At 44.5% G+C, this 23,464-nt stretch carries 23 protein-coding genes; 15 read left to right on the plus strand and 8 right to left on the minus strand.

Features of this window, described 5'->3' with window-relative positions; all coding sequences use genetic code 11:
- Nucleotides 1-34: 34 nt before the first annotated feature.
- Nucleotides 35-616, minus strand: coding sequence for an LON peptidase substrate-binding domain-containing protein (locus VT06_RS04705; RefSeq protein WP_046553117.1), 582 nt, complete (start codon nucleotides 614-616; stop codon nucleotides 35-37).
- A gap of 61 nt (nucleotides 617-677) precedes the next feature.
- Here VT06_RS04705 and VT06_RS18030 point away from each other — a divergent pair, with 61 nt between their 5' ends.
- Entirely contained in the window at nucleotides 678-899 is a 222-nt protein-coding gene (locus VT06_RS18030; protein ID WP_161795035.1) for a hypothetical protein, read from the plus strand.
- A 7-nt stretch (nucleotides 900-906) separates the two neighbouring features.
- On the opposite strand, the gene VT06_RS04710 is transcribed toward VT06_RS18030, so the two are convergent.
- The 3 genes from VT06_RS04710 to VT06_RS04720 all read right to left on the minus strand — a co-directional run bounded on the left by VT06_RS04710 (nucleotide 907) and on the right by VT06_RS04720 (nucleotide 3,574).
- A complete protein-coding gene (locus VT06_RS04710; protein WP_046553118.1) occupies nucleotides 907-1,347 on the minus strand; it encodes a DUF2069 domain-containing protein in 441 nt (146 codons plus the stop codon).
- Nucleotides 1,344-1,931, minus strand: coding sequence for an NAD(P)H:quinone oxidoreductase (gene wrbA, locus VT06_RS04715; protein ID WP_046553119.1), 588 nt, complete (start codon nucleotides 1,929-1,931; stop codon nucleotides 1,344-1,346). The genes VT06_RS04710 and wrbA overlap by 4 nt, the downstream gene beginning before the upstream one ends.
- A gap of 194 nt (nucleotides 1,932-2,125) precedes the next feature.
- Nucleotides 2,126-3,574, minus strand: a complete 1,449-nt coding sequence (locus tag VT06_RS04720; RefSeq protein WP_046553120.1) for a M48 family metalloprotease — start codon at nucleotides 3,572-3,574, stop codon at nucleotides 2,126-2,128.
- Between the two features lie 243 nt (nucleotides 3,575-3,817).
- On the opposite strand from VT06_RS04720, the gene VT06_RS04725 reads away from it, so the two are divergent.
- Nucleotides 3,818-4,918, plus strand: a complete 1,101-nt coding sequence (locus VT06_RS04725; RefSeq protein WP_046553121.1) for an AI-2E family transporter — start codon at nucleotides 3,818-3,820, stop codon at nucleotides 4,916-4,918.
- 8 nt (nucleotides 4,919-4,926) lie between these two features.
- Here the strand turns inward: VT06_RS04725 and VT06_RS04730 are convergent, their stop codons facing one another.
- The 4 genes from VT06_RS04730 to VT06_RS04745 form a co-directional block, all read right to left on the minus strand.
- A complete protein-coding gene (locus VT06_RS04730) occupies nucleotides 4,927-6,948 on the minus strand; it encodes a TonB-dependent receptor domain-containing protein (RefSeq protein WP_046553122.1) in 2,022 nt (673 codons plus the stop codon).
- 14 nt (nucleotides 6,949-6,962) lie between these two features.
- Nucleotides 6,963-8,084: a PQQ-dependent sugar dehydrogenase gene (locus VT06_RS04735; RefSeq protein WP_046553123.1), complete on the minus strand. Its 1,122-nt coding sequence runs from the start codon at nucleotides 8,082-8,084 to the stop codon at nucleotides 6,963-6,965.
- A gap of 110 nt (nucleotides 8,085-8,194) precedes the next feature.
- Nucleotides 8,195-8,665 carry a thioredoxin-dependent thiol peroxidase gene (gene bcp, locus VT06_RS04740; protein ID WP_046553124.1) on the minus strand — a complete coding sequence of 157 codons (471 nt, stop codon included), beginning with the start codon at nucleotides 8,663-8,665 and terminating at the stop codon, nucleotides 8,195-8,197.
- Nucleotides 8,666-8,702: 37 nt separating this feature from the next.
- Nucleotides 8,703-9,224 carry a glycine cleavage system protein R gene (locus tag VT06_RS04745; protein ID WP_046553125.1) on the minus strand — a complete coding sequence of 174 codons (522 nt, stop codon included), beginning with the start codon at nucleotides 9,222-9,224 and terminating at the stop codon, nucleotides 8,703-8,705.
- 208 nt (nucleotides 9,225-9,432) lie between these two features.
- On the opposite strand from VT06_RS04745, the gene dapA reads away from it, so the two are divergent.
- From dapA to VT06_RS04810, 13 genes are all read left to right on the plus strand, one after another.
- On the plus strand, nucleotides 9,433-10,314 hold the full coding sequence (dapA, locus tag VT06_RS04750; RefSeq protein ID WP_046553126.1) for a 4-hydroxy-tetrahydrodipicolinate synthase: 882 nt from the start codon (nucleotides 9,433-9,435) through the stop codon (nucleotides 10,312-10,314).
- A 66-nt stretch (nucleotides 10,315-10,380) separates the two neighbouring features.
- Entirely contained in the window at nucleotides 10,381-11,445 is a 1,065-nt protein-coding gene (gene bamC, locus VT06_RS04755) for an outer membrane protein assembly factor BamC (RefSeq protein ID WP_235357360.1), read from the plus strand.
- A gap of 99 nt (nucleotides 11,446-11,544) precedes the next feature.
- Entirely contained in the window at nucleotides 11,545-12,261 is a 717-nt protein-coding gene (purC, locus tag VT06_RS04760) for a phosphoribosylaminoimidazolesuccinocarboxamide synthase (protein ID WP_046553128.1), read from the plus strand.
- A gap of 62 nt (nucleotides 12,262-12,323) precedes the next feature.
- A complete protein-coding gene (locus VT06_RS04765) occupies nucleotides 12,324-13,445 on the plus strand; it encodes a DUF2066 domain-containing protein (RefSeq protein WP_052750168.1) in 1,122 nt (373 codons plus the stop codon).
- Entirely contained in the window at nucleotides 13,446-14,141 is a 696-nt protein-coding gene (gene hda, locus VT06_RS04770; protein WP_046553129.1) for a DnaA regulatory inactivator Hda, read from the plus strand.
- Between the two features lie 147 nt (nucleotides 14,142-14,288).
- A complete protein-coding gene (pheS, locus tag VT06_RS04775; RefSeq protein ID WP_046553130.1) occupies nucleotides 14,289-15,269 on the plus strand; it encodes a phenylalanine--tRNA ligase subunit alpha in 981 nt (326 codons plus the stop codon).
- 16 nt (nucleotides 15,270-15,285) lie between these two features.
- Entirely contained in the window at nucleotides 15,286-17,673 is a 2,388-nt protein-coding gene (pheT, locus tag VT06_RS04780; protein WP_046553131.1) for a phenylalanine--tRNA ligase subunit beta, read from the plus strand.
- 2 nt (nucleotides 17,674-17,675) lie between these two features.
- Nucleotides 17,676-17,972 (plus strand): integration host factor subunit alpha, encoded by a 297-nt coding sequence (locus VT06_RS04785; RefSeq protein ID WP_046553132.1) that lies wholly within the window; start codon nucleotides 17,676-17,678, stop codon nucleotides 17,970-17,972.
- Nucleotides 17,973-18,232: 260 nt separating this feature from the next.
- Complete coding sequence (phrB, locus tag VT06_RS04790; protein ID WP_046553133.1) at nucleotides 18,233-19,681, plus strand: deoxyribodipyrimidine photo-lyase; 1,449 nt, start codon at nucleotides 18,233-18,235, stop codon at nucleotides 19,679-19,681.
- On the plus strand, nucleotides 19,674-20,114 hold the full coding sequence (locus VT06_RS04795; RefSeq protein WP_046553134.1) for a nuclear transport factor 2 family protein: 441 nt from the start codon (nucleotides 19,674-19,676) through the stop codon (nucleotides 20,112-20,114). The genes phrB and VT06_RS04795 overlap by 8 nt, the downstream gene beginning before the upstream one ends.
- Before the next feature lie 14 nt (nucleotides 20,115-20,128).
- Nucleotides 20,129-21,385: an NAD(P)/FAD-dependent oxidoreductase gene (locus tag VT06_RS04800; RefSeq protein ID WP_046553135.1), complete on the plus strand. Its 1,257-nt coding sequence runs from the start codon at nucleotides 20,129-20,131 to the stop codon at nucleotides 21,383-21,385.
- On the plus strand, nucleotides 21,385-22,134 hold the full coding sequence (locus tag VT06_RS04805; RefSeq protein WP_046553136.1) for a DUF1365 domain-containing protein: 750 nt from the start codon (nucleotides 21,385-21,387) through the stop codon (nucleotides 22,132-22,134). Before VT06_RS04800 ends, VT06_RS04805 begins: the two co-directional genes overlap by 1 nt.
- On the plus strand, nucleotides 22,131-23,375 hold the full coding sequence (locus VT06_RS04810; RefSeq protein WP_046553137.1) for a cyclopropane-fatty-acyl-phospholipid synthase family protein: 1,245 nt from the start codon (nucleotides 22,131-22,133) through the stop codon (nucleotides 23,373-23,375). Before VT06_RS04805 ends, VT06_RS04810 begins: the two co-directional genes overlap by 4 nt.
- Nucleotides 23,376-23,464 lie beyond the last annotated feature (89 nt).

Genomic DNA, 23,464 nt, shown 5'->3' on the forward strand with positions numbered 1-23,464 from the left:
AGGTAATTTTCAGGCTATACACTTTTAAAGGTTACTAACTATTATGCTCAAACCAGTGTTGCAGGCTTTCTAAGCAGCTAATTGGATCTTTTTCGGCAGACATTTTTTGTTTTAGCCCAGGCTGTATTGGCATTAGTTCTAACCAGCGTGATGCCAGCCAGCTGGCATTATTCAGCTCTGGCTCAGGGTAAAGTTGCTGCAACTGCGGGTACTCGGTAAGGAGTTGTGATAGTGATCTAACCAAACCGTTAAATCGCTGACCTAAATCGATGTTCGGCCAGCTATCGAGCTCGGTAATCTGGCCAATATTAAGGCCATCATCTTCCTGCCAGCGCTGCGTAATTTCTATTCGTTTAATGCCTCTTACTGTAATACCCAGTAAGCCGTCAGGTAATTGTTCAAAATCGTCAATGACCACTTCGGTTGCCAAAGACAAAACCCTGTCACGGTGTTGCTGGCTGACGAAGGGGTTCAGTAATGCCATGGCGAAACCGCGCTGGCCAATGCCTGCTTCTTTAATAAGCCTGATATAGCGTTTTTCAAATACCCGCAGTTTTATCTTACCACCAGGTAAGATAAAACTGCTTAATGGAAATAACGCGAGTTGTTTACTCATACGGCACATAACTGATTAGTTGTTGGTTGTAGCATTATTACGCTCGTGTTTAGCGATTAGATTGGCTGAGACAATGATTTATCTCGGGATCCAGTGCTTTGTGCCAAGCGTTAACGTCGATCCTATCTGGTCGACTGCGCCATCGGTGTTTTGCGCCGTCAGTAGGGCCAATCCAATAATGGCTAAAACATTACTTACCGGCCTTAAAACGCTGGTCGATAATCAGTTTATCGACCAGCAACTTCATCGCTATAAAGGCATAGCAAAAGAAGAATTGCAGTAAAAGGTGCTTACTGGCGGGGGTCGTCTTTTAACTTAGGGATTTTAAGGCCCAGCTCTATGCCGCGGTGTCTGGCATAGTACGTACACCCAATAAACATAATGCTGGCCAGCAGTAGTTCAAGCAGTGCCATTAGCTGATATAAGCCGCTACTAACCCACAAATTGGTGAAACTGTGCAAAAAGTAAATCATAACAATGAAGTTAGCCCAGGCCAGGGTATAGGCATGACCTTTTATAATGCCATACATTGGAAACCATAACGGTAACCACAATAAACCAGTGCTAATGAGTTTGTTGCCGCTTATTTCGTTATCACCACCATAACTGGCGGGTGCTAACCACAGCAACCATACTGGAATGAGCAGCCATAAGCCCCAGTAACCAACGCGGGCTATACTTAAATAGATTTTCGTTCGTGGCGCCATCGCCACTTCAGCACTGTTATTCATTGTTTATCGAAACCCGCTGCTTTTAGTGAAATAGTTAGTTGCGCTAAGCGTTTGCCAAAGGCGACCGCTAATCGCTGTTCATCGACACTGAGTTTATTGTTACCCTGCAAGCCACTGACATGACTTGGACCATAAGGCGTGCCACCACTTTGCGTATTGTGTAGTTCAGGTTCAGCGTAAGGGATCCCCATAAGTACCATGCCATGGTGCAATAATGGCAGCATCATACTTAATAAATTGGCTTCATTGCCACCATGCATGCTGCCGGATGACGTGAAAACACCTGCGGCTTTGTTAATCAGTTCACCTTTCAACCAGACACCACTGGTATTATCCCAAAATGTTTTAGCTTCTCCAGCCATATTGCCAAACCGTACCGGACTACCAAAAGCCAAACCATCACATTGTTTTAAATCAGTATTACTGGCTAACGGATGCCGGCTATGTTGTGGATTATCAAAGCTGGCAATACTGCGAATAACTGCATTAGCACCTGCTTGAGCAATACCAATAGCAATTTTCTCCGCTAATGCCGCTACACTGCCATGTTTAGAATAATAAAGTACCAAGACCTGTGCACTCATTTCAGATACTCAACAACGTCTACATTGTCAGGCCCATATTGTTGCAACAACGTCAATGCTTCACAGCTTTTTAAGCAATGATGGTTGTAATAAATGGTGATCATAATGTTCCCGTAAACGATTGGTGTTTAACTTAAAGCGTAACGTTAAGTGTAGTTACGTTGACTACCGTGCTTAGATTACTTTTTAGTGTGTTACATCCGCTGTAGCCGATCAAACTCAGCTTGCATTTGTTGTTTCTTGGCTTCAACTCGTCTATTTTCAAGCCGGGAACTATCACCAATATGATTTAACGCTTCATTTAACTCATCAATAGCTTTGGGGTAGTTAGCCAATTGGTAATACAAATCAGCCCGTGTTTCATAATATTTGGGGAAGTCTTCCATCAGCTTGTAAGCATCAGACAGTAAATCATACGCCAGTATATTGTCATTTTTGACATACAATAAATTGCGGAGTAAGTGCACCGCTAGTCGGTGGCTGCCTGCTTTTAGTGCCGCATTGGCATAGTTAAGCGTAACCACTTGATTGTTTGGCCTGAGTAAGTATTCTTGCTCGAGCATTTCCAGCGCTTTTTTATACTGCCCTTGGCCCAATAATATATCGGTATAAACATCAACATAATACAGATTGTGCGGGTCGTGCTGCAGTAGATCTTCAATTAATTTTTGTGCTTCAATAAATAGTCCGTTATCGAGTTTGGCAATGGCCAGGCCGTATAAATTAGCACGGGTGTTACCTCCTGGTTTGCTTAAGCGCTGCTCAAATATGCCCACTGTTTCTTGGCTAGTGAAGTGATAGCGGGCTAATATCCTGGCTTTAGTCAGAATAAAATCCTGAGTATCCGGAATATAACGCTTGGGGAACTGTTCTGCCCGTAAACGGGTGTCACTGACCCTGGCTTGTGATAAGGGGTGCGTTTGTAAAAAAGCTAATTGCTGATTTACGAATCGGCTTTGCTGGCTTAATTTATTAAAAAACTCTGGAACAGCATACGGATCAAAACCAGCTTCAGCCAAGACTTTCATGCCAATTCGGTCGGCTTCTTGCTCATTTCCGCGGGTAAAGTTAATAGCGCTTTGTTGCGCTGCGCCTTGCGTAGCCATCATCGCGGCCATACCCGCCTCTGGATTAACCGTGGCAATGACAATTGCGCCGAGCAGCGCGGCCAGTGACATTGGTGCGCGTTGATTTTGCGCCTCTACAAACCGGGCAATATGGCGCTGGGTAACGTGAGCAATTTCATGTGCTATTACCGAGGCAAATTCGCTTTCTGAATCAGAGACCGCCAGAGTGCCGGTATGAGAGGCAATATTACCGCCAAGCGTGGCGAAGGCATTAATATGTTTATTGTTAACCCAATAAAATTTGAATGGGAACTTGACGTCGTTGCTGCGGGCAACCAACCTATTGCCTAAATCATTAATGTATTCATCCAGCAGGGGATCGTAAACCATTGGCAGGCTGCCTCGGGTTTGCCGCATTAGCACATCACCCAATTGTTTTTCTTTTTCCGGGGTAAGAGTAGAAAACGCATTACCACCGATATCGGGTAGTCCTGAAAGTGCCTGAGTGGGTGCTGCCATAATAGCAATACCGAACAAGCAACTCATAATAAACTGGTGTACTGCAATCGCTTTCATAGCGCCCCAATAAGTTGTGTCAGGTAAGGGAATTGTCTAGCCTATTTGTCTGTTTTTAACCACTTTAGTTCCATAATAGCGAGCTAGCCGCTCAATAATTACGCAACGGTTGGTGCGGTAGGCAATGCTCAGCAATTTAGCATAAATCATCAAGCACATCACAGATAAGCCACATAATTTGCTGTAATTTCGTTATACTGGCGCTATGCATTGTCATAGCAATTAAAAGGTTGGAGCAGCGCTATGCTGGACTGGTTAAAAAAATGGTATACCAATAAGTTTTCAGATCCTCAGGTTGTCACTTTATTTTTAACCTTACTGTTAGGTTTCCTGACAATATATTGGCTAAGTAGCATGCTGGGGCCGGTACTGGTAGCTATTGCTTTTGCCTATTTGTTGGAATGGCCGGTAGCCAGACTGACAAAAATAGGTTTAAGCCGCACCATTAGTACCAGCGTGGTGGTAGTCAGTTTTATTGGTATTATTACGCTGATTGTGATGTCAATAATTCCCGCCGCCTGGTCGCAGGGCCGAAACTTTGCCCTGGATTTACCCAGCATGATTGCGTCGGGTAAAACCTACCTGCTGGAGTTGCCCGGCGTGTTCCCAGGGGTTGTCAGTTCAGAGCAAATATACCTGATGATTCAAACCGCTGATGAGCGACTAATGACCTTTAGCCGTGAAATTTTGTCGTTATCCTTGGCGTCCATTGTTGACGTAGTGGCAGTGTTAATTTATTTGGTATTAGTGCCTGTAATGGTGTTTTTTATGCTAAAAGACAAGCAGGCGTTAAGTGCCAGTTTTGTAGAGTTATTGCCAACAGAGCGCAAGTTAATTAATCAGGTCTGGTATGAAATGAATGGCCAGATAATGAACTACATCCGGGGCAAAATACTGGAGATACTGATTGTTGGTGCGGTGAGCTATGTAGTATTTACTTTTTTTGGTTTAAATTATGCGTTGTTACTTGCTGTTATCGTTGGCTTCTCAGTACTGGTTCCTTATATTGGTGCTGCCTTAGCCACGCTGCCCATAGCGTTAGTGGCGTTGTTTCAGTGGGGGTTAACAGCAGAGTTTGGTTATTTAATGCTGGCTTATGCCGTTATTCAGACATTAGACGGTAACGTACTGGTGCCATTATTATTTTCTGAAGTAGTCGACCTTAATCCGGTGTTTATCATAATAGCGGTATTGTTTTTTGGCGGACTATTTGGTTTTTGGGGAATATTTTTTGCTATCCCATTAGCGTCGTTGGTCAAAGCAACCATTAAAGCCTGGTCGAGTCGTGTTCACCCGGAACACGCTCTTGCAGACATTAATGGCCCTGACGTTAACGCGAAATAAGCGGGTTGTTACCATTGATAATTAAACGAAACACCAGCAGCTAATTCGCGGCCAGCGCCCGGCTCAAAAGCTCGGCCGTTAGCCTGATTAACCACCACCGCACCAACATAACGTTTATCGGTAAGGTTACTAACACTGAGCCACTGGCGTAATTGCCAGTGCTGAAATTGCTGCTGACTATTGATATTAAAAGCAAATCGCAGTGCCGCAGGCGCAGCAGCAGAGTTAATATCATCAATATACACCTTACTACGATAGTGGCTTTGTAAGGTCAGTTGGAGTGGCAGGGTTACTAATGGCTGGTAGTGCCATTGCCAGTCAATTTCGCTGGCGGCTACACCTGGTAACCGATTGCCATTTAACGCACTACCATTAAATTCTGCTTGTAAATAATGACTGCTAAACTCCGATGTTAACTGTGGGGATAACTGATAATGCCATTGCAACTCCACGCCTAATCGAGTGGTTTTGCTGCTATTACGAAAGCTGGTGCGGCCACCATTACTGGTAGCTGCGATAATTTCATTATCGGTTGCAATAGTAAAGACGCTGATACTGGCCCGATGTTGATTATTTTGCCATTTGATGCCCGTTTCCCATTGCTGATTATCACTGGCGTCCAGTTGCAAGTTTATGCCACCACCGTCAATGCTGTAAGCCAATTCGGCCAGAGTAGGCGTCTCAAAGCCTTTACCGGCACTGCCGAACCATGCCAGTTGTTTGCTAAACTGCCAGTTAAATCCAATAGCAAAAGCTTGCTGATAATAATTGCGAACACCACTGTCGTCGGGGTTAGCGTCTGCGATATAAAAATCGTTTATCTGGTAATGTAAATCAGTATAGCGCCAGCCAGCATGCCAATTGAGCTGGGAGGTTGGCTGATAATTAAATCGGATAAAGCTATCAAGATTTGTCGCCCGATTATCTTCATCACGGCGTAGCGCTCCGCGCTGGCCAAAATCGTTAATAAAGCCAAAACGCCGGTCTTCCGTTTGCATGACACCGGCACCCGCTACTGCGCTAACGTGTTCATGCAATGAAAGCTGATACTGGCCTTTTATTCCATGGTATTGGCGGTTAAGTAATACCTCACCGCCGGCAGAAGTTGCTGCTGAGCCAGTAAACGCCAGTCGCTGATTAATATCGCGCTCGCCTTGCCATAGCGCTAACTTGAACGGGTGAGTACTATCAGAGGTAATACTGACGCTCACTTGCTGTTGTTTGACGGTTTTTTCTGTATCAAACAAACTGGCAGCCGCGATGGTTTGATTAGGATTTTCACGCCATTGTTCTGGGCTTAAACTTAGCGGATCTTGCAAATAAGGATCGTAAGCCCAGTCGTAACGCAGGTTCACATTCAGGTTATTCAGCAGTTGCCATTGCCAGCTTAGTTGCAGTTGATCTTTAGCTGCCCGCGAGCGTGGCCGATAACCATCACTTTTAAATTGCTTAGCCGCCAGTTGTAAGCTCTGATTATTGCCTACCATGGCAAGATTCAACTGCTGTTGTTGATGTTGCTCACTAAGTGCTGCGCTGGCAGCCATTTCACTTTGGTTATAGCGACGGCTGGTCAAAGAAATAACAGCACCAGCGCCGTTACCATATAATACGGCTAATGGTCCGCGCAGCACTTCAATACTTTGAATGTTGTCCAGCAAGACACTGCCTAATTGACCCTGGCCATCCGGTGCGCTTATCGGAATACCATCTTGTTCAAGATAAATTCCACGAATACCAAACGGACTGCGGCTACCAAAACCGCGCACACTAAGGCGGGTGTCTTGCGCGAAGTTGGCCCGGCTATCGGCTTGCAAACCGGCAATACCTTGCAATAGTTGGGCACTGTCAAATAGTAAACCAGATTGGTCAACCCGGTTTATATCAACACTTGCTGGGCTTTGCAGCCAGTTCTGAGCACTGCTGGTTGCAGTAACAACAATGATTTCAATGGGTTCTTCGTTAGCACAGGCTAATGTACTAAAAAATACCGCCAGAACACTGGCGGTAGTAAGCGGATTAATACAGCGCAAGAGTGATAGTCCCGTTATTTTTTTGGTGTCAATCGAAGAATTTGACCGGATTGTTGATCGGTCAACAAATAAACAGCGCCATCAGGACCTTGCCTGACGTCGCGAATTCGCTGGCCAATCATAATACGTTCTTCATGCGTCACTTTTTCACCGGTTAACTCGAGGCGAACTAACTGTCCAAATTTGAGCGAACCAACCAGCAAGTTGTGTTGCCATGGCATAAATAAATCTGCGGTATAAAATATCATGCCACTAGGGGCAATGGATGGCGTCCAGTAATGTAATGGTTGTTGCATGCCGTCTTGGCTGGTTTTGCCTATTTTGCCACCGCCATACTCTTCACCATAAGTGATAACAGGCCAACCGTAATTGTGATCTGCCCGGGTTATATTAATTTCGTCACCGCCTTGTGGGCCATGTTCATGCGTCCACAACATGTTCGTTTTTGGATGTAGTGCGGCTCCCTGAATATTGCGATGACCATAAGACCACACATCTGACAAGGCGTCTTCATTTTCTAAATAAGGGTTTGTGACCGATGGGCTACCATCGGTTTTAATGCGAACAACTTTACCGTGATGGGTATCAAGAGTTTGCGCATCGTCACGGCGTTGACCGCGATCGCCAAGCGTAATAAACAGATCGCCATTATCGGCAAAGACTAAACGCCCACCAAAATGGTGGCGACTGTCAAACTTAGGTTGTGCGCTGAACAATACCTCCAGGTTGGTTAAGGCATTGCCGGCTAACACGGCAGTCGCCACTGCGGTGCTGCTACCTGATTCTCCCGGTTCATTGTAACTGATGTATACTCGCTGATTATTTGCAAAATCAGGGTGAAGGATAATATCCAGTAAACCACCCTGACCCGATACAGTAATCTCTGGTAAGCCAGTAACGGGTTCACTTAACGCACCATCAGCGCTAACATAACGCAATCTGCCCGCCCGTTCAGTAACCAGCATTTTACCGTCAGGCAAAATAGCCAGGCCCCAGGGGTGTTCAAGCCCGTCACTGATCACTGCCACATTCAGTGTAGTTTTTTCCGTTTTAATTTCTGTATTTTGCGCCAACACGCCAGTGCTTAACGCCAGCGCGACTGCGCTGCTTGATAACAGTTTAACCAGAGTATTCATTTCATCTCCTTAATGTGCTTATTGTCTATCCTAGCCTGCGGTTAGCTAATTTGCAGCAAGATGGGGCAGAATTGCTACCGAATACGACAAATGTCAGTATGTTACGAGTATTACTGTTTTTGCAGATAAGCCAGTACCACCTGATGGTGGTCTTTGGTTTTAAAATCATCAAAAACATGATTAATAGTGCCGTCTTGATTAATCAGAAAACTCAAACGATGTAAACCATCATAGACTTTACCCATAAATTTTTTGCTGCCCCATACGCCAAACCGCTCAGCTACCTGATGATCTTCATCACCGAGCAGGGTAAAGTTTAACTGATCTCGTTCAACAAATTTTGCCAGCCGGGCAGGGGCGTCGGTACTAATTCCAATTACGCTGACACCCAAGGCAGTAAGTTGCTCAAGGCTATCTCTGAGGCCACAGGCCTGCACAGTACAACCTGGCGTCATCGCTTTTGGATAAAAGTAAACTAGCACTTTGCCAGCTTGCAGTAACGTACTTAAGGTGACCATCTGGTTATGCTGATCGGGCAGCATAAAATCGGGTGCAACCTGACCTGCTGTTAATGTTTGCATACTAACTCCTGCTCTTAAGTAATGTTAAAATAATACATTATCTGACCTTAAAACTACCTGTCAGATTCAATGTGCTTAGCAACGCCATTACCTCTGCTTCAATGGTTGCAGGCGCTACTCTTTCTGGTATTTCTAAGGTCATTTGGCTGTGGATCTGCACATTTTTGTCGTTATCAACTGAAGTTGCAGACTGCAATGAGCCAATATAAATATTGTGGCTTGCCAATAAACCAGTAATAGCGCCCAGGGTGCCCACCCGATCAGGACCGGAATAGTCTAGCAAATAATGTACAACTACCTGAGTAATAGGCCGTGCGGTTGTACGTTTGGTCATGGTTGTCAGATCAAGCTCCAGCCCCAGTGCCGGAATAAGATGTTCTATTTTACTGATAGCGGCTTGATCACCACTAATTAACATAATAAAGGTAAATTCATTGCCAAATACCGCCATTCTGCTGTCGATAATATTAGCGTTGTAATCGGTAACAAGACGCGCCAACTTACTGACTATACCCGTTCGATCAGTGCCTATTGCAGTAATTACAAGTTGTTGAGACATAAAACTCCGGCCAACGCAGACTGCTGCTTAAGTTGCTGTTCGCATAATGCTGTTAAAATGTTGATGTTAACTATACAGTTGAGTTTATCATAACTGAATATAGTGAACTATTGGCATTATCCGGTTAGTACCTTGTGTTTGTCAGCCGCACTCTTTAACATAGGGCGCCTTTATCTTGCCTAAGTTAGTTGTGGAGCGCTTTACTGTGATGTGTAGTGGAAGTTTTGTAGCCTTAATTACCCCAATGTTGCCAGATGGTAGTATCGATTATGCTGGCTTAGATAATCTGGTCAGCTTTCATCTGCAACAAGCCACTGATGGTTTGGTTATTATGGGAACCACGGCAGAGGCTGCCACCATCAGCTTTTCTGAACAGCTGGCCATCATTTCACGTGTTGTTGCTAAGGTTAACGGAAAAATCCCGGTGTTGGCAGGTAATGGTAGTAACGCGACCAGCGAAGGCGTTACCCGCACGCAAGAACTGGATAAGTTAGCTATTGATGGTTTTTTAACCGTAACGCCCTTTTATAACAAACCGATGCAAAAAGGCATGGTGGCGCATTTCAGACAGATTGCCGAAGCTACGGTTAAACCCGTGTTGTTATATAATGTACCGGGGCGCACTGGCGTTGATTTATTGCCAGAAACGGTGGCAGAACTAGCATTAATTGATAATATTGTTGGTATTAAAGAAGCCACCGGTTCAATGACTCGTTTAGCAGAATTACAACAGCGTTGTCCGGCTGATTTCAGGTTGTTAAGTGGTGATGATGCCAGCAGTTTGGCGTTTATGTTAGCGGGCGGCCACGGTATTATCTCGGTAACCGCTAATGTTGCTCCGGCGCTGATGGCTCGATTGTGTAAACTGACCTCACAGCAACAGCATGCTGCTGCTAAAGCACTTGATGATACTTTACAGGGCTTACATCATCAGCTATTTATTGAGTCTAATCCCATTCCTACCAAGTGGGCACTGCAACGGCTGGGATTGATCAAGTCTGATTTTATGCGCTTGCCACTTACTCAACTGGAACCTATTCATCACAGCGCAATCGAACAGGCATTACAACAGGCTGGATTACTGGCTTAACACTATTTTTCAGGGCTGATGTATTATTTTCAGCTTTTTGAGTTTTCGTTTTCAGGAGTAGTACAGGTGCATTATTGGAAAAAAAGTGGTATCGCATTAGCAGTATCAGCCATATTATTAAGTGGCTGTTCGGTGTTTAAAGCCGATCCGGAACTACGTGCAAAGCGCCAGCCTGTTACCCTGGATATTCCGGCTGACTTGGCAACGCCCCGTCAACCAGGCAAGTACGATATACCGGTAACTAAGGGTAGCCCTGGCACAGTAACGGATAAATCGCCGGTATTAGTGCTTGCCACGGCTTCGAGTAGCCGGATCACCGACGAAGCAGAAAAGCTGGCACGCGTAATGTTTGAACGTAACGATTTAACCGGCGATTTACTGCCGTTTTTAATCGAGCAAATTAATCGGTTTTTTGTATCAGATAATGTCACGGTTAACCCAACGGGCAGCGATAACCTCAATTTTGCCACCGATTGGATTAAACGCTATCGCACCGAAGGATTTTGGTTCTGGCAGGATGCGGTGTTGCTGGATGAAGCGCGTTATGCAATAAACATCGAACCACGACCGCATGGTCGAAGTGCGGTGTTAACAATAACGTTGTTAGAACATCGTTATTTTAATGAAAAACAAAAGCTTAGTGTCGCTGACGCGCGTGACAACGAAGTGCAATTGCTGAATGGTCTAATTAATCAAGTTGCCATAGCCGAAATTGAGACTGCTGTTGTTAATCGTGACCGTGAACCCGATGTTGCCTTAGAACCCGGCATGAATAACGCAGGTGAACCAGCATTAATTACTCCGCAATCACTGGACGTAGTATGGTCACAGTTAGAGCCGGTGTTAAAACAACTTAACTTTACTATTAACGATATTAATCGTTCATCTTACACTTACTATTTAAGTTACAGTAAACCTAGCCGTGGGCTCTGGTCTAGTCTTTTGGGACAAGATGCACCGCCGGTTTTGCCAATTGCTGATGGTGACTATCAGATTGTATTACAACGAACTGTAGCAGGCACCGCCATAAATCTATTGACTAAAGACGGACAGCCTTTAGCAGCTGAAACGGTAGTTGCAGCTTATACGCCGTTTGTGGCGGCAATAAAAGCGGCTAAAGTTGAATTGTAACGGCTGAATGTTAATCATTAACGTTAAAAAGTCATTTGCCAATAGCTTAAAGATCTTTATACTTTCGGCTGATTTTTTATCAGCCGAGCGGAGTAAATAATGGTTCAAAAAACGACAGAATTGTACCGTGGTAAAGCTAAAACCGTGTACAACACCACTGACGACAATTTGCTTATTTTACATTTTCGCAATGATACTTCAGCGTTTGACGGTGAGCGAATAGAGCAACTAGACCGTAAAGGCATGATAAACAATAAATTTAATTATTTTATTATGCAAAAATTAGAACAAGCAGGTATTGCAACTCAGGTAGAAGCGTTGCTGGCCGATGATGAAGTTTTAGTTAAAAAATTAGCAATGATCCCGGTTGAATGTGTGGTTCGCAATTATGCAGCAGGCTCGTTAGTGCGGCGGCTGGGTATTACTGAAGGGCTTGCTCTTACACCTGCTACGTTTGAGCTGTTCTTAAAAGATGATGCCCTACATGACCCTATGGTTAACGAATCTCTTGCCGAGACGTTTGGCTGGGCAACCGCGCCACAGCTGGCTGAAATGAAACGCATAACCTTTAAAGCCAACGAAATTTTACAGGCGTTATTTGATGACGCGGGTATGTTATTGGTCGATTTTAAGCTTGAGTTTGGTGTGTTTAACGGCGCCGTTGTGCTGGGAGATGAGTTTTCACCCGATGGTTGTCGTTTGTGGGATAAAGTTACCCGCAAAAAACTGGACAAAGATCGCTTTCGACAAGGTCTTGGTGGAGTAGTTGAGGCCTACGAAGAAGTAGCCAACAGACTCGGTGTAAAATTAGACTAAATTAGCGCTAAAGCCACCATTAGGTGGCTTTGTTATGTTATGCCGCGAATAAAGGAATTCAGATGCCAAAACTGATGCAACAGCTAAGCGTTATGCTGGTAAGTTTGCTCTTGCTCGGCAGTAGCCAGCTTGCGGCTATAGAAGTCGATGCACTATACCTGGCGGATGTTAGCGCTGACCAGCCGCAGCGGCAATGGCAGAATACGGCCTTAGCCCAGGTAATGACCCGCTTAACAGGTATAACCGATTTTTCTAAATATCCCCAAGTTACGGCAGAGCTGAATAATGCCGGACGTTACGTTAAACAATTTGAATCACAGCGTCAGAATGGCGACAACCGCTTAAAGGTACTATTGGATGCCAGTTTGATAAATCCGTTATTACAGCAACAAGGTATTGCTATCTGGGGCGCCCATCGGCCTGAAACCTTACTTTGGATAGTGCAGCAAAACGGCAGTGACCGTCAGTTTTTGCGTAAAGCCGATGATGAACTAGTAAGCGCATTGCTACAAAATTTAGCCGAAAACCGTATTCCGGTAACTTTGCCATTATACGATATTGATGACTTATTACAGTTAACAGAAACTGATGTTTGGGCCGGGCTTTGGCAGTCCATTAATCAAGCCAGCATGCGCTATCGAGCCGATATGGTCATAATCGCCACGTTGGATGAAGTAAACCGAAATGGTGAAAATGTTCAACGTTTAAGCTGGCAAAGACAAAGCCCGGCCCAAGGTACTAATCAATATATTATTGTTCGTAACGAGGTTATAGCAGCTGATACAGTAACGCTTGCTAGCGCGTTTAGCGCGGTACTAACCGCTGAGCTGGCAGCAGAGCAAGCGGTAGTGTTACAAGCAAAAACTGCAAATTATCAGTTGGTTGTTGCTAACCTGACTAACCTGGCCGATGTGGTCGCTGTTGAGCGTTTACTGGAACGGATGCTTGGCGTGTCGTCGGTTACGCTCAACCAATTTGCTGCAGATCGGGCGCAGTTTACGGTAACGTTACAGATAGAACTGGCGCAGTTAACTCGTCATCTGCAATGGGAACCCTCGTTAATGTTAATGGATAATACTGAAACTGATGCGTATAGCCGTCTAAACGAGACAAAACGTAATCTGCCTATTGCGCTAATACCGGTGCAGCGTATTGACGCTAGTTACCGTTTTGTCAGGCGTTAAATGCAACCCTTGCAATTTACTCTGGCAGTAACGCTACCAGAAGATGAGACTCTGGATAGCTTTTATGCCGCCGGCCAAACGGAAGCGGTAAGTTCAGTAAAACGTTATTTACAGCAACCCGCTGGACAAGCCCCATTGTATTTGTTTGGTGCCAGCGGTAGCGGTAAATCTCATTTATTATATGCTTCTTGTATTTCTGCCCATCAGCAGGGACTCACTAGTCAGTTACTGGCGTTACAGGATTACCAGCAGCTCAGCCCCCGGATCCTCGATAATCTGGAACAATTGGATGTGGTTTGTCTAGATAATCTGCAGGCTATTAGCGGAGAACTCAGCTGGCAAATTGCGGTGTTTGACTTATATAACCGGATGATTGAGCAAGGTAAAGCCTTGATTATCGTCGCTAATCAGGCGCCTCAACAACTTGGTTTTAGCCTCGCAGATTTAGTTTCCCGCCTTCATGCCTGTCAAAGTTTGCAATTACGCTTGCTCACCGATGAAGACAAGCAAAAGCTACTGCAGCAAAAGGCCCATCAGCGAGGCATGGAGTTAGCAGACGAAGTCGCTCGATTTTTACTAAATCGATATGACCGTGATATTCGATCGTTGGTCGCTATTCTAAATCAGTTAGATAAAGCCTCTATTGTGCATCAACGCAAACTCACAATTCCCTTCATTAAATCTATTCTGCTCTAGTCCAATCCAAGCTTTAGCAGGTTAAGCAGTCACTTAAGTGGTAATTTTACCGAAAAAAGCCTGACAAGCACTGCGTTTTAGCGGTGGTTTTGGTGTATCATTAGCGGTTTTAATCGGACTAACGATTTTCGCAGCTTGAGGACGAAGATGAATCTTACTGCAATATTAAACAATGCACTGCATGCCGTTGCGGGTGCTACCGACATCGCTGCACTAGAAGACGTGCGCGTAACCTTCATGGGTAAAAAGGGCAGTATTACTGAGCTGTTAAAATCGTTAGGCGCGATGGACCCTGAACAACGAAAACTGGCTGGACAGCAAATTAATGAATTGAAGCAGCAGGTGCAAGATGCGTTAAATCAGCAGCGTGATCAGCTGCAACAAGCTCAGTTAGCGTCAAAGCTGGCCCAAGAGCAGATAGATGTAACGTTGCCCGGCCGTAAATTAGATGATGGCGGCTTGCATCCTGTTACCCGCACCATCGCCCGGATTGAAAGTTTTTTTACAGAGTTAGGTTTTGTTGTAAAACATGGCCCGGAAATCGAAGATGACTTTCATAATTTTGATGCATTAAATATTCCTGAGCATCATCCGGCCCGGGCTGACCATGATACCTTTTACTTTAATCCTAAGTTGATGTTACGTACTCAAACATCGGGCGTGCAAATCCGCACCATGGAGCAACAGCAACCGCCGCTGCGTATTATTTCGCCGGGACGGGTTTACCGTAACGATTATGATCAAACCCATACGCCGATGTTTCATCAGGTTGAGGGGCTGATGGTCGATAAAAATGTCAGTTTCACTGAGCTCAAAGGTATTTTGCACGACTTTTTACAGAACTTCTTTGAAGAAGATCTCCACGTGCGGTTTCGGCCGTCTTTTTTCCCGTTTACCGAGCCCTCGGCGGAAGTAGACGTTATGGGCAAAAATGGTAAATGGCTGGAAGTATTGGGTTGCGGAATGGTGCACCCTAATGTATTGCGTTCAGTAGGTATTGATCCTGAAGTTTACAGTGGTTTTGCTTTTGGTATGGGCGTTGAGCGTTTGACGATGTTGCGTTATGGCGTGACCGACCTCAGATCTTTTTTTGAAAATGATTTACGCTTTTTAAAGCAGTTCAGATAAGCGGAGTATTCTAACAATGAAATTTAGTGAAGCGTGGCTACGGCAGTGGGTTAATCCGGCGATAGATACTGCAGCCTTATCTGAACAATTGTCTATGGCTGGCCTGGAAGTTGACGGTATTGAGCCGGTTGCCGGGATATTTAGTGGCGTAGTGGTCGGTGAAGTGGTGTCTTGCGGACCGCACCCAGATGCCGATAAGCTGCAGATAACCCAAGTAAATATTGGTGCAGCCGAATTGCTGGATATTGTTTGTGGTGCCAAAAATTGTCGTCTGGGTTTAAAAGTCGCCGTCGCTGTAGTGGGTGCAGTTTTGCCAGGTGATTTTATTATTAAAAAAGCCAAGTTGCGCGGGCAGGCTTCGAACGGCATGTTGTGTTCATTCTCTGAGCTGGGTATGGCAGACGACTCTGATGGTATTTTGGAGCTGCCAGTCGACGCTCCGCTCGGGGTTAATTTGCGCGAGTATCTTCAGCTTGACGATCACATTATTGACGTTGATTTGACACCTAACCGCGCAGATTGTTTGGGTATTAAAGGGCTGGCCCGAGAGGTGGCAGTATTAAACAAACTCAGTGTTTGTCAACCTGATATTGTTGCGGTTACGCCTTCTATTACCAGTCAGAAAGCCATAACCCTTTCAGCGGCAGAAGCCTGTCCACGTTACCTTGGCCGGGTACTGGAAAATGTTGATCTAAGTGTTAATAGCCCATTGTGGTTAACTGAAAAATTACGCCGTTGTGGTGTGCGCAGTATTGATCCGGTAGTTGATGTTACTAATTATGTGTTGCTAGAGCTAGGGCATCCCATGCATGCTTTTGACCTGCAACAGATTACCGGTGATATTGACGTGCGCTTCGCCCGTGAAGGTGAAAAGCTGCTACTACTGGATGAGACAGAAGTGGCCTTAAAACCCAATACCTTGTTAATTGCAGATAGTGAAAAAGCCCTGGCAATGGCCGGTATTTTTGGTGGTTTACACAGTGGTGTTACCGCTAAAACCCAACATATATTTTTAGAAAGTGCTTTTTTCTCGCCATTAGCCATTGCCGGTAAAGCCCGGCAATATGGTCTGCATACTGATGCTTCGCATCGCTATGAGCGAGGTGTTGATCCAGAGTTACAACGCACGGCAATGGAGCGGGCAACGGCGTTATTGCTTGACATTGTTGGCGGTAATGCTGGGCCGATAGTTGAAGCTGTGGCTGCAGAGTTTTTACCAAAAGCAGCTAAAATCAGTTTAATTGAAGCAAAATTATTACGATTACTCGGCCATCCAATTGCTAAAACTGAAGTAACCGATATTTTAAGTCGCTTAGGTTTAGCCGTGCTGGAGACAACTGAGGGGTGGTTTGTTACCGTTCCTGGCTATCGGTTTGACATCCGGATTAGCGAAGACCTGATAGAGGAAATTGCCCGGGTATATGGTTATAACAATATACCCAATGTTGCACCACAAGCTTCTCTTAGCATGCGTAAATTCAGTGAAGCAGAATTAAACGTGCAGCGGATGCGAGAGCTGCTGGTTGATAGGGGTTATCAGGAAGCGATTACTTATAGCTTTGTTGACCCTAAAGTGCAGCAGATATTATTTGCCGGACAGCCAGCACTTATTTTGCCTAATCCGATTTCTGCAGATATGTCGGCCATGCGGTTGAATTTATGGCCCGGTTTATTGCAAGCGGTGCAACATAATCAAAACCGGCAACAAGGTCGCTTGCGATTCTTCGAATATGGTCTTAAATTTATTCCTGATGCCAGTGCTGAAGGCGGGGTGCGACAGATTGAGGTAATCGGTGGCGTTGTTGTTGGTTCACTTAATAATGAACATTGGGCGATAGCAGAACGTGCTGTCGATTTTTATGATTTGAAAGGCGACGTTGAGGCGTTACTAGGCTTAACGTCAGCGGCAGCAGAATTTCAGTTCAGTAGTGGCGAGCACAGTGCGTTGCATCCGGGCCAAACAGCAGTTATTAGCCTTGCTGGCAATACAGTGGGTTATCTGGGCGCATTGCATCCCGAGGCAGAGCGTAAACTCGGTATTAAAGGTAAAGCTTACTTATTTGAACTGGAACTGGCAGCTATTGGCCAGCGCGTTATTGTTGATGCCACAGACTTATCTAAATACCCGGCTAACCGCCGCGATCTGGCAATTGTTGTAAAATCTGATGTGCGTTTTGCTGATATTACTGCTAGTATAAAAAAAGTTGGCGTAAATCAATTAGTTGACCTAAAATTGTTTGACGTATATACCGGACAGGGTGTGGCAGACGGATACAAGTCTCTTGCCATTACCCTGACTTTGCAGGATAAAGCCCGTACCCTTGAAGATAAAGACATTCAGGTTGTTGTAAATCAAGTGGTTACAGTGCTTAAAAACGAATTCGACGCAACGTTGAGGGATTAAGAATGGCGCTTACCAAAGCTGATTTAGCAGAAAGTTTGTTTACCAAGTTTGGCGTTAGTAAACGCGATGCTAAATTGATAGTAGAAGCTTTTTTCGAAGAAATCCGTACCGCTTTAGAAGCGGGTGAACAAGTAAAGTTATCTGGCTTTGGTAACTTTGACTTGCGGGTGAAAAATGAACGACCCGGTCGGAATCCGAAAACCGGCGAGGATATTCCTATTTCGGCTCGTTGCGTGGTGACGTTTCGGCCGGGACAGAAATTAAAATCGCGGGTTGAGACTGGCACCAGCAAAAATTAATTTGAACGAGCCATCAGAGTTAATTGCTGACACGACCTTGTCGGTGCACTGTCGCTGCTATAACATCAGCAATGCATAATATTAGTTGATACCAGATAAACGATAATTGCCTTACCGGTCGTTATCGTTTTTTTTTGAGTAAAATACTCATTGTCACTGATCCGCTGGCTTGCTTTTATTGTAAAGAAAAGAGTTCACCACCGTGTTTGTTTTGCATTATCCCGGTGCATAGCCAGATCTAGCAGAATTAAGAGTTTGATATGTCAACGTCTTCATCATTACACATTGTCTGGTTACGTAACGATCTTCGGGCCTATGATAATGCCGCGCTTTATTATGCAGCGGCTGTGGCAAAATCCGAACCTGATAGTGCCGTAGTTGCTTTATTTATTGCTACCGCTAAGAGCTGGCAGCAACATCAAATGGCACCGATAAAACAGGATTTTATCCGGCGCAGGGTAATACAGCTGCAGTCGGAATTGGCGGAGCAGGGCATTGCCTTATTGGCATTAGAAGCTGGCCACTATAATGACTGTAGCAGTATTTTTGAACAGTTATCTGCGCTTGGTATGGTGGCATTGTATAGCCAAACTGAGTATGAATTACGCGAGCAGCAGCGAGATAAACGCATCACACGTCAACTTGAAGCAGCCGGTATAACTGTTAACTGGTATGATCGGCTCTGTACTATGGCGCCAGGCAGTATTTTAACGCAAAGTGGCGACACCTATAAGGTCTTTACACCGTTTAAGCGTAATTGGTTGGCGAGGCTGGCGCAGCAAGGGGTAACTTGCTATCCAAAAGTAAAATCGGCGAATTATTATAACGTTAGTGCACTTAGTAACCAGTTAACACTACCCCTCATGGCTGCCTGCGATAATAGCTCAGCCGCATGGCCGGTAACAGAGCAACAAGTATTGGAGCAAATGCGCCTTTTTTGCCAGCAACAGGTAGCAGATTATCAGCAATCGCGTGATTTCCCAGCATTGAGCGGCACCTCAAATTTATCTGCTTATCTGGCTTGCGGTATTATTTCTGCTCAACAGTGTGTTAATCGGTTGCAGATGGAAGCTGGTGCTGCTCTAGAGCAAGAAAAAAGTGGCGCCAGTATTTGGCTTTCTGAGCTGATATGGCGTGAATTTTATAAGCATATTTTAGTTGCCTATCCCGATTTAATAAAGCATCAACCTTTTCAAGCTGACACTGCTGCCATTCGTTGGCGAAACAGCCATACGTTATTTAAAGCCTGGTGTGATGGTAAAACAGGTTATCCTATTGTGGACGCCGCCATGCGACAGTTAAACCAAACAGGCTGGATGCATAACAGGCTTCGAATGATAACCGCTAGTTTTTTAGTTAAAGATTTGCATGTCGATTGGCGTTGGGGCGAGCACTATTTTATGTCGCAATTAATTGATGGCGACTTTGCTGCTAATAATGGCGGCTGGCAGTGGGCGGCCTCTACTGGCACTGATGCGGCACCTTATTTTCGAATTTTTAATCCGGTGACACAGAGCGAGCGTTTTGACCCGGATGGTACCTTTCTTCGACAGTTTATTCCCGAATTGCTAAAGCTGAACAGTAAAGAGATCCATTGGCCCCACAAAAAAGGCACCCCGCCGGCCTATTGGCCGGCGGTGGTTGATCACAATGAAGCCCGTAAAATCACACTGACATTATTCACAGAGGCAAAAAACGCTGATGGCTGAAGCAACTAATTTAAAAATAGAACGATTTTTGCACTTTTATAATGCCCTGTCGCATGATGGCTTGAATATGCTGGCTGATATGTATACCGACGATATTCAGTTTGTTGATCCGGTGCATCAGATCAATGGCCGTCAGCAACTTACTGCTTATTTTTCGCATGCTTATCAGCGTTTGGTTTATTGTAAGTTCGATCCGGTAAGTCAAATTGATGGCTTGCAACTTAGTTTTATCAGTTGGGTTATGACCTTATCTCATCCGGCTATCGGAAAGGGTAAACCGGTTGTGGTGCACGGTTGTACAGAGCTACGTTGGCGTGATGAGCATATTTATTATCATCGAGATTATTACGATTTAACCGAATTAGTTTATCAGCACTTGCCAGTGCTCGGCTGGGCAACAACTAAAGTAAAACAGCGAATGGCAAAAACCTGATTAAGGAAACGTAGATGCGTATAGCAGTAGTTGGCGGTGGTATTTCAGGCATGATGAGCTGGTATTTATTACAGCAAAAACATAATGTTACTTTGTTTGAAGCAAATGATTATCTGGGCGGACACACCGCTACCGTTGATGTGGAAATAGCCGGTAAAAAGTATGCTATTGATACCGGTTTTATTGTATTTAATAATTGGACTTATCCGTTTTTTAATAAATTTATTAATGAACTTGCAGTAGAAAAAATTGATACTGAAATGAGTTTTTCAGTTAAAAATCCGCAGCAAAATTTAGAATATAACGGTAATACCTTTGCCAGCTTGTTTGCGCAGAAAAGGAATATATTTAGGCCTTCTTTTTGGCGTATGTTGGTTGATATTACCCGTTTTAATAAATTAGGCAAACAACTGGTGGCCGATGATCATCCTGATCTTGAGCTGCAACTGGGCGAATTTTTACAGAAGTATAATTTTGGCAAAGGCATTCGTGACAACTACTTACTGCCTATGGGCGCTGCTATCTGGTCAGCCGGTTTAACAGAGATGCCATCTTTTCCAGTAAGATTCTTTCTGCGGTTTTTTAATAATCACGGTTTATTGAATATTAGTGATCGACCACAATGGACAGTAATAAAAGGTGGCTCAAAGCGCTATGTTGAGGCGTTACTGGCTAAGCTTGGAACGGATAACCTCAGGTTAAAACAAAACATCAGTAGCGTTGTCCGTCACGAGCAAGGTGTAACCTTGCATTTTACCGATGGTAGTTCGGAGCACTTTGATAAAGTGGTATTTGCTTGTCACAGTGATCAGGCACTAAAGCTGCTGGGAAATAATGCGACTACTGACGAGTCAGCAATATTAGGCGCTATTGCCTACCAGCAAAATGAAGTAGTACTGCATACTGATACGTCGCTATTACCGAAGCGCCGTGCAGCATGGGCTTCATGGAATTATAATCTTGATGCTACAGAGCGCAGTCGGGCGACACTAACTTACAATATGAATATTTTACAGCAGCTGACAGCACCAGTGACATTTTGTGTTACGTTGAACAATACCGCTGCTATCGCTACAGATAAAATTATTGGGGTATATCACTACGCTCATCCAGTGTATAACATGATGACAATGGCAGCCCAGCTTCAACGTGGGGTTATTAATGGCCAAAATAATAGTTATTTTTGTGGTGCATACTGGTATAACGGCTTTCATGAAGATGGTGCCAGAAGCGCGGTGGATATTGCGACAATGTTTGGGGTTAACTATTAATGCAAGCGGGACATGCCGTATACTGTGGCGAAATTGGTCATAAACGTTTTGCGCCTAAGCAACACGGTTTTGATTATTCGTACAACGCTTATTGGCTCGATTGCAGTGCTCTATCAACAGCCAGTCTGAACGAAGTTGGTATTAAGCACGAAGCTTTTGGCGCATTAAGCTATCGGCGAGGTGATTACCTTCCTGGTGTAGATAGCTTGTTACAAGCCGTCCAGGATAAGGTACTTCAGCTTGGTGCTACACAGCAGGTTGCCAGTGTTTATCTGCTAACCCCGCTGGCCAATTGGGGTTATTATTTCAGTCCAATAACGCTTTACTATTGCTTTGATAGCGTCGGTGAGTTCAATTATTTATTGGCCGAGGTCAGTAATACCCCCTGGAACGAGCGGCATTATTATTTACAAACCATTGTGCCAGAGTCTGCGCTTTATCAGCATGATAAAGCCTTTCATGTTTCACCTTTTAATCCGCTAGACATGCAGTACCGTTGGCAAATTCCTGCACCAGCTAACGAATTGTTTTGCAGTATTACTAATATGAAAGATCAACAAGCGGTATTTAGTGCCTGGTTTAAGCTAAAACGGTATACCCTTAGTCGGGCGAATCGACGCCGTATCTTGATCCGTCATCCGTGGCAAAACGTACAGGTTGTGTGGCGTATTTATTGGCAGGCATTAAAGCTATACCTCAAGGGTGTGCCATTGCATCAACATCCAAAATCCAGGGAAAAGAAGTTATGAGTTTATCGCTTACCGATCAGACAATGTTTGATAATTTGGGCTGGTTTGACCGGTTATGCCGCAAATTTACCCTAGAATTTTTAGGGCAGCTGAAGCAGGGAGATATTACTCTGGTAGAGGGTGAAGAGCGGATCCAGCTGGGAGAAGTAGGCAGTGAATTAAAAGTAACATTAACCGTACTTGATCCAGCTTTTTATCAAAAATTAGTATTGGCTGGTTCGGTTGGTGGTGGAGAGGCGTATATTTACGGTTATTGGCGCTGCGATAATTTAACCACATTAGTAAGAATATTCGGCCGTAATTTAACACTACTGGATAAAATGGACTCTACCTGGTCTAGATTAAGCCGGCCGCTTTTAAAAGCGTTAAACTGGCGTAACAGTAATTCGAAGGAACAGGCAAAAAAGAATATTGCAGCACATTACGATTTAGGTAATGAGATGTATAAGCTGTTTCTTGATAAAAGTATGATGTATTCCAGCGCAGTATTTCCGGATGACAACACCGATTTAGCTGCCGCGCAGCAATACAAGCTAAAGCAAATTTGCGATAAATTGCAATTACAGCCAACTGACCATTTAATAGAAATTGGCACTGGCTGGGGTGGTATGGCAATTTATGCTGCCCAGCATTATGGTTGTAAGGTTACCACCACGACTATTTCTGCAGAGCAGCTAGCTTATGCTAAAGCTCGGGTAGACGCGCTTGGCCTACAAGATAAAATCACCTTATTGTTTGAAGACTATCGTGATTTAACCGGACAGTTTGATAAGTTAGTATCAATAGAAATGATCGAAGCAGTAGGCGATAACTACCTTGACGAGTACTTTGAAAAATGTGCTAGCTTGCTCAAGCCTGATGGTTTAATGGTATTGCAAGCCATCACTATTGTTGACCAGCGTTATCAGCAGTATGTGCGAGAAGTAGATTTTATAAAACGGTTTGTTTTTCCCGGTGGATGTTTACCGTCAATTAGCCGGATGGCAACGGCAGTAAGCCTGAAAACTGACCTGGTGATCAGACAGATTAATGATATTGGTTTTGACTACGCTAAAACCCTGAAATTGTGGTGTGACAATTTTATGCATCAACGCGATGCGGTGCATCAATTGGGTTATGATGATAACTTTATTCGGTTGTGGCACTTTTATTTGTGTTACTGCGAAGGCGGTTTTATGGAGCGGGCCACCAGTGCGGTCCATATGGTATTGTCTAAGCCAGATAATCGCAGTATTTGTTAAGCTAAACCACCGTATTTCTGGCCTGCAAAATATTCATGCAGGCCGGTAAATTATTCTCTCATTTTGTCATCTTAGCGGTATAACCCGTT

It is taken from the genome of Arsukibacterium sp. MJ3, from assembly GCF_000987765.1.
In the GTDB taxonomy this organism is placed as follows: Bacteria; Pseudomonadota; Gammaproteobacteria; order Enterobacterales; family Alteromonadaceae; genus Alishewanella.